Below are 17,414 nucleotides of genomic sequence, written 5' to 3'. Positions count from 1 at the left end.
GTGCGGGGCGCGGGCCGTGTCGGTCGGGGTCGGCGGGCGGCGGCGCGGGTAGGACTGTGCCTGTCTACATCGTCGGCGTCGGGGAGCAACCCGAGGACGGAGTGCGCCTGGTGGCCGCATACCTTGACCGGGAGCAGGCGGGATTCGAACAGGTCCCGGCGGAGGACAACCCGCCGGCCCCATCGGAGTTGACGGCGCTCGCGCACGCCCACGGGGTGGACACCTGCTACGACGCCGGGGCGGGCCCGGTGCAGGTCGGGGCGCGGACGCTGACCGCCGTGCTGGCCGCGCTCGGGATCGACGCCGGGACGCCCGAACTGGCCGCCGAGGCCCTGGAGCGGCACCGCGCGGAGAGCGCCCGGCGCCTGCTGCCGCCCACCGTGGTCGCCTGGCAGGGGCGGCGCACCGCGCTCGACCTGCCGGCCGGGGCCGAGGTCCGGATCGAGCTCGAACAGGGCGGCGAACCCTGGGAGTTGACGGTCGAGCACGCGCACTGGCTGCCCGAGGACCTGCCGCCCGGCCGGCACGTCCTGGCCGTCCGGGCGGACGGGCGCGCCGCCCGCGCCGCCCTGGTGGTCGCCCCGCCGCGGATCCCCGAACCGCAGGGCCGCAGCTGGGGCTTCCTCGCCCAGCTGTACTCGGTGCTGAGCGAACGCTCCTGGGGCATGGGCGACCTGGCCGACCTCGCGGAGCTCGCCCAGTGGGCGGGCGCCGAACTCGGCGCGGGCTTCCTGCAGATCAACCCGCTGCACGCGGGCATGCCCGGCGCCCCCTCCGACCCGTCCCCGTACCGCCCCTCCTCGCGCCGCTTCGCCGACCCGGTGCACCTGCGGATCGAGGCCGTCCCCGAGTACGCCCGGCACGAGGAGGCCCGCGAACTCGCCCACCGGGCCCGGCTGCTGCGCGAGGAGGTGCTGGAGCACGACGCCCTGATCGACCGGGACTCGGTGTGGTCGCTCAAGCGCCGGGCCCTCGAACTGCTGCACACCGTGCCGCGCGGGGTCGGCCGGGAGGCCGCGTACCGGGCGTTCGTCCGGCGCGAGGGCGAGTGGCTGGAGCGGTACGCGGTGTGGAACGCGCTGGCCGAGACGCACGGCGCCGGCTGGCACTCCTGGCCCAAGGGCCTGCGCCACCCCGCCAACCCGCAGGTCGCCGCCGCCAAGGCCGAACTGAAGGACCGGATCGAGTTCCACCGCTGGCTGGCCTGGCTGGTCGACGAGCAACTGCACGCCGCCCAGCGCGCCGCCACCGACGCGGGCATGCCGATCGGCCTGATCCACGACCTCGCGGTCGGCGTCCACCCCGACGGCGCCGACGCCTGGGCCCTGCAGGACGTGCTCGCCGCCGGCATCTCCACCGGCGCCCCGCCGGACGCCTTCAACGCCCACGGCCAGGACTGGGGCCTGCCGCCCTGGCGCCCCGACGCGCTCGCCGAGGCCGGGTACGCCCCGTTCGCCGCGCTCATCGCCTCCGCCGCCCGGCACGCCGGCGCGATCCGGATCGACCACGTGATGGGCCTGTTCCGGCTCTGGTGGGTCCCCGAGGGCGCCCTCCCCACCCAGGGCACCTACGTCCGCTACGACGCCGAGGCGATGCTCGCCGTCCTCGCCCTGGAGGCCCACCGGGCCGGCACCGCCGTCATCGGCGAGGACCTCGGCACCGTCGAACCCGGCGTGCGCGAACGCCTCGCCGACCACGGCGTGCTCGGCACCTCCGTGCTCTGGTTCGAACGGGACTGGCAGGCCGACGGCGCCGTGCTGCCCCCCGAGCACTGGCGCCCCGGCTGCCTGGCCACCCTCACCACCCACGACCTGCCCTCCACCGCCGCCCGGCTCACCGGCGAGCACGTCGAACTGCGCCACCGCCTCGGCCTGCTGGCCCGCCCGCTGGCCGAGGAGCAGGACGCCGCCGCCGCCGAACTCGCCGACTGGCAGCGCGAACTCGTCCGGATCGGGCTGCTCGCCGAGGGCGAACCGGCCACCCCCGAGGCGCTGTACGCCTACCTGCTGGCCACCCCCGCCAAACTGGTCGGCGTCTGGCTCCCCGACACCGTCGGCGACCCCCGCCCGCAGAACCTCCCCGGCACCTGGGACCAGTACCCCAACTGGCGCCTCCCGGTCGCCGACGCCACCGGCACCCCCCGCACCCTCGACGCGCTGGCCGCCGCCCCCGGCACCGCGGGCATCGCCGCCACCCTCGCCCCGCTGAACACCCCGCCCGACCTCCCGCCGCCGGGACACGCCGACAGGCGCACCCCGCCGGGCGCAGCGGTGTAGGGGGCCGGTACCTTGGGAAACGTGGACAAGAGGAACGCAATGCGCGCCGGTGCGGTCACCGCGGCGGCCACGCTGATGATGGTCATGTCGTCCCCCGCGATGGCGCTCACGCGCGACGACGGCGACAACCCGGGTGCCGGCCTGAGCGTCGGTCAGACCCTGGGCCTGTTCGTTGCCCTCCCGATCGTCGCCTTCGCGGTGATCGCGGGCCTCTGCATGATCCCGGGCAGCAAGAAGAAGTAACCGCAGCGGCCCCGTCAGGGGCCCGGCTGTGAACGGCGGGAGGCGAAATCAGGGGCCCGGGGAACGGCGGGTCCGTGCCGCTGCGTGTCTTCGACGGAACCGGAAGCCGATGCGCGCTCCGGCAGTGAACCGTCAGCAGACCCGGGCTCGCCGTTCCCCGGGCCCCTGGTTTTCCCAGCCCGCCGTCGTCTCCTGCCGCCCGTCCGGGTGGATCGCCAGCGCCCGGACGCCCTTCGCGGCGAGCCAGTGCAGGCCGCGGGGGGCGCCCATCGCGAACGCCGCGGTGGCGAGGGCGTCCGTGCGGGTGAGGTGGGGGCCGACCAGGGTGAGCGAGGCGTAGGAGTCCGCGGGCAGGGCGGTGTGCGGGTCGATGATGTGCGGGCCGCGCTCCGCGGTGCCGGAGGTGGCGACGGCCAGGTCGTGGCCGGTGACGACGCGGGCGACGGCCCCCTCGCGGTGCGGGTCGGCGATCCCGATCCGCCACGGACCGCCCGCGGTCTGGACGTCCCCGCCGCCGCTGACGCAGTGGTGGGCCGAGCCGGACCCGCGCAGCGTGCGGGAGGCCTCCTCGACGGCCCAGCCCTTCACGTAGCCGCTGGGGTCGAGCCGACCGCCGGGCCGCGCGGTGAAGTACCCGCCGGTCTCCGCGGTGAGTTCCGCGCACCGGGCCAGCACCCACCGCACCTCCGGGGAGGCGTCGGCGAGGGCGAGTTCCCCGCGGTCGATCCGGCTGACCTCGCTCTGCGGCCGGTAGGTCGAGAACACCGCGTCGATCCGGTGCAGCCGCTCCACGATCCGCCGGATCGCCGGGCCGGTCTCCGGCCCGGGGTCGCGGACGGCGATGGAGAACACCGTCCCCATCACGTGCTCGACGTGGTTGGCGGTCACTTCTTCGCCTGGTCGAGCGCGCTCTGCAGGGAGCGGGTGTAGCCGTCGCTGGTGTACGTCGCGCCGGAGACCACGTCGATGTCGGCGCTCTGCGCGGCGAGCGCCTCCTGGTTGAGGACCGGGATGGCGTAGCTGTTGATCTCCTGGTCGCGGCGGTCCCGGGTGGGGTACTGGAGCACGTCGATCTTGCTGATCTTCCCGCCGTCCAGGGTGACCTTGACCTGCACCGGCCCGTACCGGGTGTTGACCGCGGTGCCGGTGGCGGTCCGTGCGGCCCCGCCGCCCTGCGCGGTGTCCGTGGCGCCGCCGGTCGGGCCCGGGCCCGTCCCGGCGCCGGTGCCGCTCCCGGTGCCCGCGGCGTTCCCGGTGTTCGCGTTCGAGGCGGAGATGGCGTGCGCGGGGGAGGCGTCGTGGGGCTTGAGGGAGAGCAGCAGGACGACCCCGGCGGCGGTCGCGGAGGCGGTGATGACGGCGCGTCGCATGGCGGGGGCTCCTAGAAGGCGAAGGACTCGTGGTGGATGCGGTCGGCCCGGACCCCGGCGGCGCGCAGCGCGCGGACGGCGTCGGCGGTGAACTCCTCCGGGCCGCACAGGTAGACCTCGTGCCGGGCCAGGTCGGGGACGAGCCGGCGCAGCGCCGCGCCGAGGTCGCCCACCTCGGCCCGGCCGCCGAGCAGTTCGTGCACCCGGACGCCGCGCTGCGCGGCGACGGCGGCGAGCTCGCGGCGGAACAGCACGTCCTCCGGGCGGCGGGCGCGCTGCACCAGGGTGAGCCTGCCGGGGAGGGTCTCGACCAGCGCGCGCAGCGGGGTGACGCCGACGCCCGCGCCGAGCAGCAGCACCGGCCCGCCGCGGTGCCGCCGCTCGGTGAAGGCCCCGTACGGTCCCTCGGCGCGGACCTTGGTGCCGGGGGCGAGCGCGGCGAGCGCCGCGCTGTGGGCGCCCAGGCCCTTGACGGTGAAGCGCAGGAAGCGCGGGTGCGGGGGAGCGGAGAGCGAGTACGGGTTGGCGGCCCAGCGCAGCTGCGGGGTGAGGAACTGGAGCCGGAAGAACTGCCCGGGTTCGGCGCGCAGTTCGTCCAGGTGCCGGCCGGTGAGGAAGACCGAGACCACGCCCGGGCCCTCGGCGCGCACCTCGGCGACCTCCAGCCGGTGCCGCCGGTCGCGCAGGTACGGGCTGAGCAGCCGGTACCAGCCCAGGACGGCGGCGGTGCCGAAGTACAGCAGGTACCAGCCGGCCTTCGCCGGGCCGTCGGTCAGGTCGGCGCCGGTGGTGAGCTGGTGGGCGAAGCCGAGCGCGACGGCCAGGTAGGTGGCCAGGTGCAGGTAGTACCAGACCTCGTAGCCCATCCGGCGGCGGGCGGCCCGGGCGGAGACCGCGCCGGTGCCGAGCAGCAGCAGGGTGGCGAAGGTGGCCTTGAGCATGTCGGGGAAGTGGAACACGATCTCGACGCCCTGGTCCCACAGGCCCTGCCCGTCGGTCAGCGCGTAGCCCCAGATCACCGTCAGCACGTGCACGGTGACCAGCGAGACCAGGTAGCGGCCGCCGTACGCGTGCCAGCGGGCCAGCCGGTCCGCGCCCACCTCGCGCTCCAGCAGCGGGACCCGGGCCATCAGCAGCAGCAGGACGGGCGCGGCGTAGCCGGCCAGCAGGCCGGTGATCCGGCCCGCGTTGGTGAGCCAGTCGGCGGCGCCGGCCACCCGCGGGGTGTCGGCCCACCACAGGGCGAGGACGCCGAGCGCGCCGAGCACGATCAGGGCGAGCGCGCCGCGCCGGACGGCGTCCGGGGGCAGGGCGCGGCGGCGGGGTGCGGCGCGCCGGGCGGCCCGGGCGGGGGTGGAGACTGCGGTCAACGGGCCCTCCTTCGGTGGTGCCGGGCCCACGGTGTCACCGGAAGCTCTCAGTTCCCTATGAACCGATCGTCCTACCGGGCGTCCGGGAAGGGTATCGCCGCAGCTCGGAGCAGTGGTACCAAGGCTCCGCACGGTCCGACGATCTCACCGCTTTCTCATCCCGGAACGGCAGAATGCCCCCATGCAGCACGCGGACACCCCCTGGCGGGTCCTGGTGGTCGACGACGAACCCGACCTGGTCGAGGTCCTCTGCGGCGCGCTGCGCTACGAGGGCTGGCAGGCCCGCGGCGTCACCGGCGGCCTGGACGCCGTGGCCGCCGCCGCCGAGTGGCACCCGCACGCCGTGGTGCTGGACGTGATGCTCCCCGACTTCGACGGACTCGAAGTGCTGCGCCGCGTCCACACCACCGACCCCGAGGTCCGGGTGCTCTTCCTCACCGCCCGCGACGCCGTCGAGGACCGGATCGCCGGGATCGCGGCCGGCGGCGACGACTACGTCACCAAGCCGTTCAGCCTGGAGGAGGTGGTGGTCCGGCTGCGCGGCCTGCTGCGCCGCACCGCACCCCCCGGACCCGCCGCCCCCGGCACTCTCGCCGTCGGCGACCTGCGGCTCGACCCCGCCACCCGGGAGGCCCGCCGCGGCGGCGAACCCGTCGACCTCAGCCCCACCGAGTTCGCCCTGCTGCGCTACCTGATGGAGCACCCCCGCCAGGTGCTCAGCAAGGCCCAGATCCTGGACGCCGTCTGGTCCTACGACTTCGGCGGCCAGGCGCACGTGGTCGAGCTGTACATCAGCTACCTGCGCCGCAAGATCGACGCCGGCCGGACCCCGATGATCCACACCGTCCGCGGCGCCGGCTACGTCCTGCGGGCGGCCACCGGATGAGCCGCCCGGCCCCGCGCGTCCCCGCCCCGCGCACCCTGCGGGCCCGGCTGGTGGCCGGTGTCCTGGTCCTGCTGGTGCTGATCTGCGCCGGCGTCGGCCTGGCCACCTGCGAGGCGCTGCGCCACTTCCTGGTCGACCGCCTCGACCAGCAGCTCTCCGCCGCCGGCGGCCGCTACGCCGCCAGCCTCGAACACCCCGGCCAGAGCGGCCACGACACCCGGGCCCAGTCGCCCGGCACCTTCGGCGCCCGGCTGGTCGACGGCGGCCTCACCCACGCCGCGGTGGTCGGCGGCGTCCCGCCCGGCGACGACGACCCCGTCCCGCTCGCCAGGAACTCCGCCGACGCCGCCGTCCCGCTGGACGCCGCCGACCTGGGCGCGCTGCGCGCCCTGCCCGCCGACGGCCACCCGCGCGACCTCGACCTCTCCGCGCTCGGCCACTACCGGGTCGCCGCCGTCACCGGCTACGACCACGACACCCTGGTCACCGGCCTGCCGCTGCACCCCGTCGACGAGACCGTGCGGCACCTGCTGCTGATCGAACTCGTGGTCTTCGCCGCCGCGCTCACCGCCGCCGCGGCCGCCGGCACCCTCGCCGTCCGGCTCGCCCTGCGCCCGCTGGACCGGGTCGTCGCCACCGCCGAACGGGTCTCCGCGCTGCCGCTCGCCAGCGGCGCCGTCGACCTCGCCGAACGCGTCCCCGACGACGACCCGCGCACCGAGGTCGGCCGGGTCGGCACCGCCCTCAACCGCCTGCTCGGCCACGTCGCGGACGCCCTGACCCGCCGCCAGAACGTCGAGGAGCGCCTGCGCGCCTTCGCCGCCGACGCCAGCCACGAACTGCGCAACCCCGTCGCCACCGTCCGCGGCCACGCCGAACTCGCCCTCCGGCACCCCGGCCCCGTCCCCGCGCCGGTCCGGCACTCGCTGGAACGGATCAGCGCCGAGTCCCGCCGGATGGGCGACATCGTCGAGGACCTGCTGCTGCTCGCCCGCCTGGACGCCGGCCGCCCGCTCGCCGTCCAGGACACCGACCTCACCCGGATCGCCCTCGACTGCACCGCCGACGCGAAGGCCGCCGCCCCCGGCCACCGCTGGCTGCTCGAACTCCCCGCCGAACCCGTCACCGTCCCCGGCGACCCGCACCGCCTCGCCCAGGTCGTCACCAACCTGCTGGCCAACGCCCGCACCCACACCCCCGACGGCACCACCGTCACCCTCGGCCTCGCCCCCGACGGCCGCCTCACCGTCACCGACGACGGCCCCGGCATCCCCGCCGAACTGGCCCCCCACGTCTTCGACCGCTTCACCCGCGGCGACCGCGCCCGCTCCCGCCGCACCGGCTCCACCGGCCTCGGCCTCGCCATCGTCCAGGCCGTCGTCCACGCCCACCACGGCACCGTCACCCTCGACAGCACCCCGGGCCGCACCACCTTCACGGTGATCCTGGGGGCGAAATAGGGGCCCGGGGAACGGCGGGTCCGTGCTGCGCATGGGCCCCGACAGGGGCCCGGGGAACGGCGGGTCCGTGCTGCTGACGGCCGGAGCCCATCGAAGGTCCGTGCTGCTGCGTGCCTGAAACAGAACCAGAAGCCGAAGCACGCAACAGCAGTGAACCGTCAGCAGCCACGGACTCGCCGTTCCCCGAGCCCCTGACTTCGCGTCAGCGGTCCGCGGCCTGCGCCTTCAGTGCCCGCTCCACGCCCGCCCGCGCCTCGACGACCTGGCGGCGCAGTGCCGGCGCCGGGTCCGCGGCGGCGAGCCAGGCGTCGGTGGCGTCCAGGGTGGCCCGGGAGACCGCGTAGGAGGGGTAGAGCCCGCCGATGATCTGCTGGGAGATCTCGTGGCTGCGGGTCTCCCACACCTGCTTGACCGAGGCGAAGTACTTCTCGGTGTAGGCGGCCAGCAGGTCCCGCTGGTCGGGCTGCTGGAAGCCGGCGATGACGGCCTCCTGGACGTAGTTGGTGAGGGTGTCGGACTCGACGACCGACGCCCAGGCCGCGGCCTTGGCCTCGGCGGTGGGCCGGGCCGCGCGGCAGGTCGCGGCGTGCTCCTGCCCGGAGGAGGTGTTGTCGCGGGCGAGTTCGGCGTCGATCGCGGCCTCGTCGGCGCGCCCGGTGGCGGCCAGTCGGCCGAGCAGGGCCCAGCGCAGTTCGGTGTCGACGGCGAGGCCGTCGATCTCCACGCTGCCGTCCAACAGCCCGGCGAGCAGGGCGAGTTGGTCGTCGGTGCGGGCGGCGCCGGCCAGCGTGCGGGCCCAGGCGAGCTGGTGGTCGCTGCCGGCGGGGGCCTCGCGCAGGGCGGTCTGGGCGGCGGCGGCCCAGCGCTGCAGGCCCTCCTCGCGCCAGGCGGGGTCGGCGTACAGCTCCAGGGCGAGCTTGACCTGGCGCTGGACGGACTGGACCACGCCGATGTCGCTCTCGCGCTGCAGGCCGGAGAGGGCGAGCGCGAGGTAGTCGCGGGTGGCGAGTTCGCCGTCGCGGGTCATGTCCCAGGCGGAGGCCCAGCACAGGGCGCGCGGCAGCGAGTCGGCGAAGTCGCCGAGGTGCGCGGTGACGACGGCGAGCGAGTCGGCGTCGAGCCGGACCTTCGCGTAGGAGAGGTCGTCGTCGTTGAGCAGCAGCACGGCGGGCCGCGGCCGGCCGGTCAGCTGCGGGACGGCGGTGCGCTCGCCGTCGACGTCGAGCTCGATCCGGTCGGTGCGCACCAGCTTGCCGTCGACGAGCTCGTACAGGCCGACGGCGATCCGGTGCGGGCGCAGCACGGCCTCGCCGCGGGCGCCGGCGGGCAGCGCGGGGGCCTCCTGCAGGACGGCGAAGGACTCGACGGTGCCGTCCGCGGCCACCGACAGCTCGGGGCGGAGCACGTTGATGCCGGCGGTCTCCAGCCACGCGGTGGACCAGGTCCGCAGGTCGCGGCCGCTGGCCTCCTCCAGGGCGCCGAGCAGGTCGGCGAGCCGGGTGTTGCCCCAGGCGTGGCGCTTGAAGTAGGCGCGCACGCCCTGGAAGAAGGCGTCCTGGCCGACGTAGGCGACCAGCTGCTTGAGCACCGAGGCGCCCTTGGCGTAGGTGATGCCGTCGAAGTTGACCTGGACGTCCTCCAGGTCGTTGATCTCCGCCATGATCGGGTGGGTGGAGGGCAGCTGGTCCTGCCGGTACGCCCAGGTCTTCATCTGGTTGGCGAAGGTGGTCCAGGAGTGCGGCCACTGGGAGGCGGGGGACTCGGCCTGGCAGACGACCTCGGCGAAGGTGGCGAAGGACTCGTTCAGCCACAGGTCGTTCCACCACTCCATGGTGACGAGGTCGCCGAACCACATGTGGGCGAGCTCGTGCAGGATGGTCGCGGCGCGGGCCTCGTAGGAGGCGTCGGTGACCTTGGAGCGGAAGACGTACTGGTCGCGGAAGGTGACGGCGCCCGCGTTCTCCATCGCGCCGGCGTTGAACTCCGGGACGAACAGCTGGTCGTACTTGGCGAAGGGGTAGGGGAAGTCGAACTTCTCCTGGAAGTAGTCGAAGCCCTGCCGGGTGACCGCGAAGATCGCGTCCGCGTCCAGGAACTCGCGCAGCGACGGCCGGCAGTAGACGCCGAACGGCACGTGCTGGGCGCCGTTGTCGTAGCTGTCGAAGACGCCGACGTACGGGCCGGCGATCAGCGCGGTGATGTAGGTGGACATCCGGGGGGTGGGCTCGAAGGTCCACACCCGGGTGTCGCCGTCGCCGGTCGGTTCGGGGGTGGGGGAGTTGGAGACCACCACCCAGCCGGCGGGGGCGGTGACGGTGAAGGCGAAGGCGGCCTTCAGGTCGGGCTGCTCGAAGTTGGCGAAGACGCGGCGGGCGTCCGGGACCTCGAACTGGGTGTACAGGTAGGTCTCGCCGTCGGCGGGGTCGACGAAGCGGTGCAGCCCCTCGCCGGTGTTGGTGTAGGCGCAGTCGGCGACGACCCGCAGCTCGTTCTCGGCGGCCAGGCCGGGCAGCGCGATGCGGCTGTCGGCGAAGTTCTCCAGCGGCAGGGCGCGGCCGTTGAGGACGATCTCCGTCACGGCGGGGGCGACCAGGTCGATGAAGGTGGAGGCGCCGGGTTCGGTGCTGGTGAAACGGACCACGGTGGTGGACCGGAAGGTGCCGCCCTCGCGCGCGGAGCTCAGGTCGAGCTCGATCTCGTACGCGTCCACGGCCAGGAGTGCGGCCCGGGTGCGGGCTTCCTCACGGGTCAAGTTGGTGCCAGGCACTCGCAGGACTCCTTCGTCAGGGCTCGGGTTACCGGGAATCCTCCCATGCGGGTAACGATCCGTGTTCGTGCTTGACTCCCCCTCCGAGCAGTACCGGAGCATAGAGTTCAGAAGTTGAAGCTGAACTTCGGACGAACCGCAAGTGCGCCCTGGAGGGTGGAACATGTCGACGGACACACCGGGATCGCAGTCCTCACTGCACCGGGCGAATCTCGAACGGGTGCTGCGAGCCGTGCGGATGGCCGGATCGCTGACCCAGGCGGAGATCGCCCGGGGCACGGGGCTGTCGGCCGCGACGGTGTCCAACATCGTCCGCGAGCTCAAGGAGTCCGGCACCGTGGTGGTGGCCGACACCTCCTCGGGCGGGCGGCGGGCGCGCAGCGTGTCGCTGAGCGGGGACGCCGGGATCGTGGTGGGCGTGGACTTCGGCCACACCCACCTGCGGGTGGCGGTGGGCAACCTGGCGCACCGGGTGCTGGCCGAGGAGAGCGAGCCGCTGGACGTGGACGTCTCCGCGCAGCAGGGCTTCGACCGGGCCGAACGGATGGTGGAGCGACTGCTGGGGCAGGCCGGCTTCCCGGCGGACAAGGTGATCGGGGTGGGCCTGGGCGTGCCGGGCCCGATCGACGTGGAGACCGGGGCGCTCGGTTCGACCGCGATCCTGCCGGGCTGGACGGGCGTGATGCCGGGCCAGGAGCTGTCCGGGCGCCTGGGCATGCCGGTGCACGTGGACAACGACGCCAACCTGGGCGCGCTGGGCGAGCTGGTCTGGGGGGCCGGGCGGGGCCTGGGCGACCTGGCGTACATCAAGGTGGCCAGCGGTGTCGGCTCCGGCCTGGTGATCAACAGCCAGATCTACCGGGGGCCGGGCGGCACCGCGGGCGAGATCGGCCACATCACGCTGGACGAGGCGGGGCCGGTGTGCCGCTGCGGCAACCGCGGCTGCCTGGAGACCTTCGTGGGCTCCCGCTACCTGCTCAACCTCTTGAACGCCAACCACCCGGGCGAGCTGAGCCTGAGCAAGGTGGTGCAGCTGGCCCAGCAGGGCGACCTGGGCTGCCGCCGGGTGATCGCCGACGCGGGCCGGCAGATCGGCATGGGCGTGGCGACCCTGTGCAACCTGCTCAACCCCCGCCGGGTGATCCTCGGCGGGGACCTCGCCGAGGCCGGTGACCTGGTGCTCTCCCCGATCCGGGACTCGGTGGCGCGGTACGCCATCCCCAGCGCGGCCCGGCAGTTGTCGGTGGTCCCGGGGACGCTCGGCGGCCGGGCCGAGGTGCTCGGCGCGCTGGCCCTGGTGATGAGCGAGATGGGGGAGACGGGGGTGCTCTGAGCCCCGCGCGGATCGTCCTGGAGGCTCGCTCGGTATCGAGTCAGCCTTCAGGAAGATAACGAAAGGGTTTGGATCTGGGGCCTACCGGTTTTACTTATTGACGTCAAGCTTCGTCACGGGGTTGACTCCTGCCCACCTCGCCGCAACATTTCGCGGCTCTGTCAGGGAGGCTCCCCCCACCATGAACGCAATGATGCGTCGCGTCGCCGTCGGCACTGTCGCTGTTTCGATGGCTCTGACCATGGCCGCCTGCGGCAAGGCCGGCGACGACAAGAAGAGCAGCGACGCAGGTTCGAGCAACAACAAGTCGATCGGCCTGCTCCTGCCGGAGAACGCGTCCTCGACCCGTTACGAGTCCTTCGACAAGCCGTTCATCGAGGCCAAGGTCAAGGAGCTGTGCGCCGACTGCAAGGTCGAGTACAACAACGCCGAGGGCTCCGCCTCGAAGCAGAAGCAGCAGTTCGACACCCTGATCGCCCAGGGCGTCAAGGTGATCATCCTCGACGCCTTCGACGCCAAGTCCACCCAGTCGTGGGTCGCCGAGGGCGCGAAGAAGGGCGTCAAGGTCATCGCGTACGACCGTCTGGCCACCGGCCCGGTCTCCGCGTACGTCTCCTTCGACAACGAGAAGGTCGGCGAGCTCCAGGGCGAGGCCCTGGTCACCGCGCTGGGCGACAAGGCCGCCGACGCCAACGTCGTGATGATCAACGGTGACGAGGCCGACCCGAACGCGGCCCAGTTCAAGGCCGGCGCCCACAAGGTGCTGGACAGCAAGGTCAAGAAGGTCGTCTACGAGCAGAGCGGTGAGTGGAAGCCCACCGTCGCGGGCCAGAAGATCGGCGCCGCCATCACCCAGCTCACCAAGGACGGCTTCCAGGCGGTCTACTCCGCCAACGACGGCATGGCCGCCGCGATCATCACCCAGCTGAAGTCCCAGGGCATCAACGTCCCGGTCGGCGGCCAGGACGCGGGCCTCGACGCCATCCAGCGCCTCGTCTCCGGCGACCAGGCGTACACCATCTACAAGGCGTACAAGCCGCTGGCCGACTCGGCCGCCGAGCTCGCGGTCAACCTGCTGCAGGGCAAGGACATCAAGTCCGTCGCCACCTCGACCGTCGACAGCGACACCGACAAGAGCATCCCGGCCAAGCTGCTGGACGCGAAGGTCGTCACCAAGGCGAACATCAAGGACACCGTGATCGCCGACGGCCTGTACAAGGTCGCGGACATCTGCACCGCCGACTACGCCGCCGCCTGCACCGCGGCCGGCCTGCAGTAACACCCGCCGGGCGGGGGCTCCCTGACCACACGGGAGCCCCCGCCCGCACCGCTTCACCCCCCCGAGCAGTAAGCACTACGCACTACCCCGCGTGCCCGGCCCGGCACGCGGGACGGCCGTGCCGGAAACGTCAGGTCCGGCACGGGACTCAAGGAGTTGGTTCACGTGACAGGCGCACCCGTACTGGCGTTGCGCGGGGTCTCCAAGCGCTTCGGTGCCGTCCAGGCGCTCACCGACGTGCACTTGGAGGTCCACGCGGGCGAGGTCGTCGCCCTGGTCGGCGACAACGGTGCCGGTAAGTCCACCCTGGTGAAGACCATCGCGGGCGTCCACCCGATCGACGAGGGCGTCATCGAGTGGGAGGGCAAGGCGGTCAGCATCAACCGCCCGCAGGACGCCCAGCAGCTGGGCGTCGCCACCGTCTACCAGGACCTCGCGCTCTGCGACAACCTGGACGTGGTCGGCAACCTCTTCCTCGGCCGCGAGATCAAGCGCTTCGGCACCCTGGACGAGGTCGCGATGGAGAAGCGCGCGCGCGAACTCCTCGACACCCTCTCGATCCGCATCCCCAGCGTCCGCATCCCGATCGCGGGCCTGTCCGGCGGTCAGCGCCAGGTGGTCGCGATCGCCCGCGCCCTGGTCGGCGACCCGAAGATCGTCATCCTGGACGAGCCCACCGCGGCCCTCGGCGTCGAGCAGACCGCCCAGGTCCTGGACCTGGTCGAGCGGCTCCGCCAGCGCGGCCTCGGCGTGATCCTGATCAGCCACAACATGGCCGACGTCAAGGCCGTCGCGGACACCGTCGCGGTGCTCCGCCTGGGCCGCAACAACGGCAGCTTCGAGGTGGCCGGCACCTCGCACGAGGAGATCATCTCCGCCATCACCGGCGCCACCGACAACGCGGTGACACGTCGTCAGGCCCGAATCGCGGAGGAAGCCAAGTGAGCACCGAATCCACCACCACGACTCCCGTCGAGACGGCCCCGCCGGCCATCGACCCGCGCCTGCTGGTCCGCAAGGAGGGCCTGGCCGGGTACTTCGACGAGTTCACCCGCAAGATCCGCAGCGGTGAGCTCGGTTCGCTGCCGGTGGTCATCGGCCTGATCATCATCGCCGCGATCTTCCAGTTCAAGACCGGCTCCTTCCTCAACGCCGACAACCTCACCAACATCACCAAGTGGATCGCGGGCCCCGGCCTGATCGCGGTCGGCGTGGTGTTCGTGCTGCTGCTCGGCGAGATCGACCTCTCGCTCGGCTCGGTGGCCGGCGCCACCGCCGCCATCACCTCGGTGCTGTCGGTCCGCCAGGGCCTCAACGAGTGGCTCGCCATCCTGCTGGCGGTCGCCTCCGCGGTCGCCATCGGCGCCCTGCACGGCTACTTCTTCGCCAAGATCGGCGTCCCCGCGTTCGTCGTCACCCTGGCCGGCATGCTGGCCTGGAACGGCCTGCAGATGCTCGTCCTGGGCACCCTCGGCACCGTCAACAACCCGATGGACGGCGTGGTCGCCAACCTGGACACCTACTTCCTGGGCGACGGCGACATCATCTGGGCCTGGCTGTTCGCGATCGTCACCATCGTGCTGTTCGCCGGCGGCCAGCTGCTCGACTCCCGCCGCCGCGCCGCCGCCGGCCTGCCCGCCCGCCCGCTCAGCGAGATCGCGCTGCGCACCGGCGTGATCGGCGTCGTCGTGCTGGTCGCCGCCTACATGCTCAACCAGGACAGCGGCCTGCCGCTGCCGCTGGTGATCCTGGTCGGCGTCGTCGCGCTCGGCGACTTCGTGCTGCGCCGCACCGGCTACGGCCGGCAGATCTTCGCGGTCGGCGGCGGCATCGAGGCCGCCCGCCGCGCGGGCATCAACGTCGCCTGGGTCCGGATCTCGGTCTACATGATCTCGGCCGGCCTGGCCGGCTTCGGCGGCCTGTTCATCGCCTCCCAGCAGGGCTCCGCGGACAAGGCGCTGGGCAGCGGCAACGTGCTGATGAGCGCCATCGCCGCCGCCGTCATCGGTGGCACCAGCCTCTTCGGCGGCCGCGGCAAGACCTGGTCCGCGCTGCTCGGCGCGCTGGTCATCCAGTCCATCACCACCGGTCTGGACATGGTCCACGCCCAGCAGGCCATCCAGTACATGATCACCGGCGCGGTGCTGCTCGCCGCGGTGGTCCTGGACTCGGTCTCCCGCCGGACCCAGAAGTCCCACGGCCGCGGCTGACCCCCGGCCCCACCCCGAACCGCGCGCCCGCGCCCCCATACCAGGGGCCGGTCGCGCGGTTCGGCGCGTTCCGCGCACGGCCACCCGAAGAGCTGGTCGGGTTGCCCGCCGCACTACGGGCCGGTAATGGACATTAGACTCAAGCGGGGCGTACGCCCTCCGGGCCCATGCGGGCGCGAGAACTTGGACGAGGAGGAACGGGTGGCCCTGCTGACCCGCATTCGGGGACCGCGCGATCTCGATCGACTCACGCCCGCGCAGCTGGCGGCGCTCGCCGAGGAGATCCGCGGCTTCCTGGTGGAGGAGGTCTCCAAGACCGGCGGCCACCTCGGCCCCAACCTCGGCGTGGTCGAGCTCACGCTCGCGATGCACCGGGTCTTCGACTCCCCGCGCGACCGCATCCTCTTCGACACCGGCCACCAGAGCTACGTCCACAAGTTGCTGACCGGCCGGCAGGACTTCTCCCGGCTCAAGATGAAGGGCGGCCTGTCCGGCTACCCCTCGCGCACCGAGTCCGAGCACGACGTGATCGAGAACTCGCACGCCTCCACGGTGCTCGGCTACGCCGACGGCCTGGCCAAGGCCAACAAGATCCAGGGCCACAAGGACCGCCCCGTGGTCGCCGTGATCGGCGACGGCGCGCTCACCGGCGGCATGGCCTGGGAGGCGCTCAACAACATCGCCGACAGCCGCGACCTGCCGATCGTCATCGTCGTCAACGACAACGAGCGCTCCTACTCGCCGACCATCGGCGGCCTCGCCAACCACCTCTCCACGCTGCGCACCACCCAGGGCTACGAGCGCTTCCTGTCCTGGGGCAAGGACGCCCTGCAGCGCACCCCCGTGGTCGGCCAGGCGATGTTCGACACCCTGCACGGCGCCAAGAAGGGCCTGAAGGACTTCATCGCCCCGCAGGGCATGTTCGAGGACCTCGGCCTCAAGTACATCGGCCCGATCGACGGCCACGACCTGCAGGCCCTGGAGTCCGCCTTCACCAAGGCGCGCGGCTTCGGCGGCCCGGTCATCGTGCACTGCATCACCGAGAAGGGCCGCGGCTACCACGCCGCCGAGAACAACGACGAGGACCGCTTCCACGCGGTCGGCGTGATCCACCCCGACACCGGCCTGCCGGTGAAGACCTCCGGCAAGGACTGGACGTCCGTGTTCGGCGAGGAGATGGTCGCGCTCGGCCGCGAGCGCCGCGACATCGTCGCGATCACCGCCGCGATGCTGCACCCCGTCGGCCTGGCCCCGTTCGCCAAGGCGTACCCCGAGCGGATCTTCGACGTCGGCATCGCCGAGCAGCACGCCGCCGTGTGCGCCGCCGGCCTGGCCACCAACGGCCTGCACCCGGTCGTCGCGGTCTACGCGACCTTCCTGAACCGGGCCTTCGACCAGGTCCTGATGGACGTCGCCCTGCACCGGCTCGGCGTCACCTTCGTGCTCGACCGGGCCGGCGTCACCGGCACCGACGGCGCCTCGCACAACGGCATGTGGGACATGTCCATCCTCCAGGTCGTCCCCGGCCTGCGGCTGGCCGCCCCGCGCGACGCCGAACAGGTCCGCCTGCAGCTGCGCGAGGCCGTCGAGGTGGCCGACGCCCCCACCGTGGTCCGCTACTCCAAGGGCAGCGTCGGCCCGTCGGTGCCCGCCGTCGGCAAGGTCGGCGGCATGGACGTGCTGCGCCGCCCCGAGCAGGACTCCGCGGACCGGGCCGCCGACGTGCTGATCGTCTCGGTCGGCGCAATGGCCCCGATCTGCCTGGAGGCCGCCGAACTGCTCGCCGAGCAGGGCGTCACCAGCACCGTCGTCGACCCGCGCTGGGTGAAGCCGGTGGACGCCGCGCTGCCCGGCCTGGCCGCCCAGCACCGCCTGGTGGTCACCGTCGAGGACAACGGCCGGGCCGGCGGCGTCGGCTCCGCGATCGCCCAGGCCCTGCGCGACGCCGACGTGGACGTCCCGCTGCGCGACTTCGGCATCCCGCAGGAGTTCCTCGACCACGCCTCGCGCGCCGAGATCATGACGGAGATCGGGCTCACCGGCCCGGCGATCGCCGCGAAGATCGAAGCACTGATCAGCGCCCGCTCCTTCGCCCGGAGCTGATCCTCCGGAACCTCCGTGGGCGCACCGTCCGGGAGCCGCAACGACGGCCCGCCGGTGCGCCCATTGTCGGACCGTCATACTCATTCCTGGACTGGTGCTCCTCCGCCCGTTCGCGCC

Annotated in this window: 13 protein-coding genes; 9 read left to right on the top strand and 4 right to left on the bottom strand. The window is 73.1% G+C overall.

The features are described from left to right. Positions 1-110 precede the first annotated feature (110 nt). Together malQ and psbW are read left to right on the top strand one after the other, a co-directional pair. A complete protein-coding gene (gene malQ / locus ACWEO5_RS13515) occupies positions 111-2,276 on the top strand; it encodes a 4-alpha-glucanotransferase (protein ID WP_452162551.1) in 2,166 nt (721 codons plus the stop codon). Positions 2,277-2,297: 21 nt separating this feature from the next. Then, positions 2,298-2,519 (top strand): photosystem II reaction center protein PsbW, encoded by a 222-nt coding sequence (gene psbW, locus ACWEO5_RS13510; RefSeq protein ID WP_452162550.1) that lies wholly within the window; start codon positions 2,298-2,300, stop codon positions 2,517-2,519. A gap of 132 nt (positions 2,520-2,651) precedes the next feature. Here psbW and ACWEO5_RS13505 read toward each other — a convergent pair whose 3' ends face one another. The 3 genes from ACWEO5_RS13505 to ACWEO5_RS13495 are packed head-to-tail and all read right to left on the bottom strand — an operon-like array spanning position 2,652 to position 5,259. Beyond that, positions 2,652-3,380 carry an FAD:protein FMN transferase gene (locus ACWEO5_RS13505; protein WP_452162570.1) on the bottom strand — a complete coding sequence of 243 codons (729 nt, stop codon included), beginning with the start codon at positions 3,378-3,380 and terminating at the stop codon, positions 2,652-2,654. Positions 3,381-3,403: 23 nt separating this feature from the next. Continuing rightward, complete coding sequence (locus ACWEO5_RS13500) at positions 3,404-3,889, bottom strand: FMN-binding protein (protein ID WP_452162549.1); 486 nt, start codon at positions 3,887-3,889, stop codon at positions 3,404-3,406. Between the two features lie 11 nt (positions 3,890-3,900). Beyond that, positions 3,901-5,259 carry a ferredoxin reductase family protein gene (locus ACWEO5_RS13495; protein WP_452162548.1) on the bottom strand — a complete coding sequence of 453 codons (1,359 nt, stop codon included), beginning with the start codon at positions 5,257-5,259 and terminating at the stop codon, positions 3,901-3,903. Between the two features lie 181 nt (positions 5,260-5,440). Here ACWEO5_RS13495 and ACWEO5_RS13490 point away from each other — a divergent pair, with 181 nt between their 5' ends. Then, positions 5,441-6,145, top strand: coding sequence for a response regulator transcription factor (locus tag ACWEO5_RS13490; RefSeq protein WP_452162547.1), 705 nt, complete (start codon positions 5,441-5,443; stop codon positions 6,143-6,145). Continuing rightward, on the top strand, positions 6,142-7,605 hold the full coding sequence (locus ACWEO5_RS13485) for a sensor histidine kinase (RefSeq protein WP_452162546.1): 1,464 nt from the start codon (positions 6,142-6,144) through the stop codon (positions 7,603-7,605). Before ACWEO5_RS13490 ends, ACWEO5_RS13485 begins: the two co-directional genes overlap by 4 nt. Positions 7,606-7,807: 202 nt before the next feature. Here the strand turns inward: ACWEO5_RS13485 and pepN are convergent, their stop codons facing one another. Further along, entirely contained in the window at positions 7,808-10,372 is a 2,565-nt protein-coding gene (gene pepN / locus ACWEO5_RS13480; RefSeq protein ID WP_452162545.1) for an aminopeptidase N, read from the bottom strand. 163 nt (positions 10,373-10,535) lie between these two features. On the opposite strand from pepN, the gene ACWEO5_RS13475 reads away from it, so the two are divergent. From ACWEO5_RS13475 to dxs, 5 genes are all read left to right on the top strand, one after another. Then, positions 10,536-11,705, top strand: coding sequence for an ROK family transcriptional regulator (locus tag ACWEO5_RS13475; RefSeq protein ID WP_452162544.1), 1,170 nt, complete (start codon positions 10,536-10,538; stop codon positions 11,703-11,705). A gap of 181 nt (positions 11,706-11,886) precedes the next feature. Then, positions 11,887-12,984 carry a sugar ABC transporter substrate-binding protein gene (locus ACWEO5_RS13470; protein ID WP_452162543.1) on the top strand — a complete coding sequence of 366 codons (1,098 nt, stop codon included), beginning with the start codon at positions 11,887-11,889 and terminating at the stop codon, positions 12,982-12,984. Positions 12,985-13,140: 156 nt separating this feature from the next. After that, positions 13,141-13,929 carry an ATP-binding cassette domain-containing protein gene (locus ACWEO5_RS13465; RefSeq protein ID WP_380238701.1) on the top strand — a complete coding sequence of 263 codons (789 nt, stop codon included), beginning with the start codon at positions 13,141-13,143 and terminating at the stop codon, positions 13,927-13,929. Next, positions 13,926-15,194, top strand: coding sequence for a sugar ABC transporter permease (locus tag ACWEO5_RS13460; protein ID WP_452162542.1), 1,269 nt, complete (start codon positions 13,926-13,928; stop codon positions 15,192-15,194). Before ACWEO5_RS13465 ends, ACWEO5_RS13460 begins: the two co-directional genes overlap by 4 nt. A 201-nt stretch (positions 15,195-15,395) precedes the next feature. Further along, positions 15,396-17,297: a 1-deoxy-D-xylulose-5-phosphate synthase gene (gene dxs / locus ACWEO5_RS13455; RefSeq protein ID WP_452162541.1), complete on the top strand. Its 1,902-nt coding sequence runs from the start codon at positions 15,396-15,398 to the stop codon at positions 17,295-17,297. Positions 17,298-17,414 lie beyond the last annotated feature (117 nt).

The sequence above is a fragment of the Kitasatospora sp. NPDC004272 genome (assembly GCF_053603035.1).
This window is presented reverse-complemented; position numbering and strand designations above follow the sequence as displayed.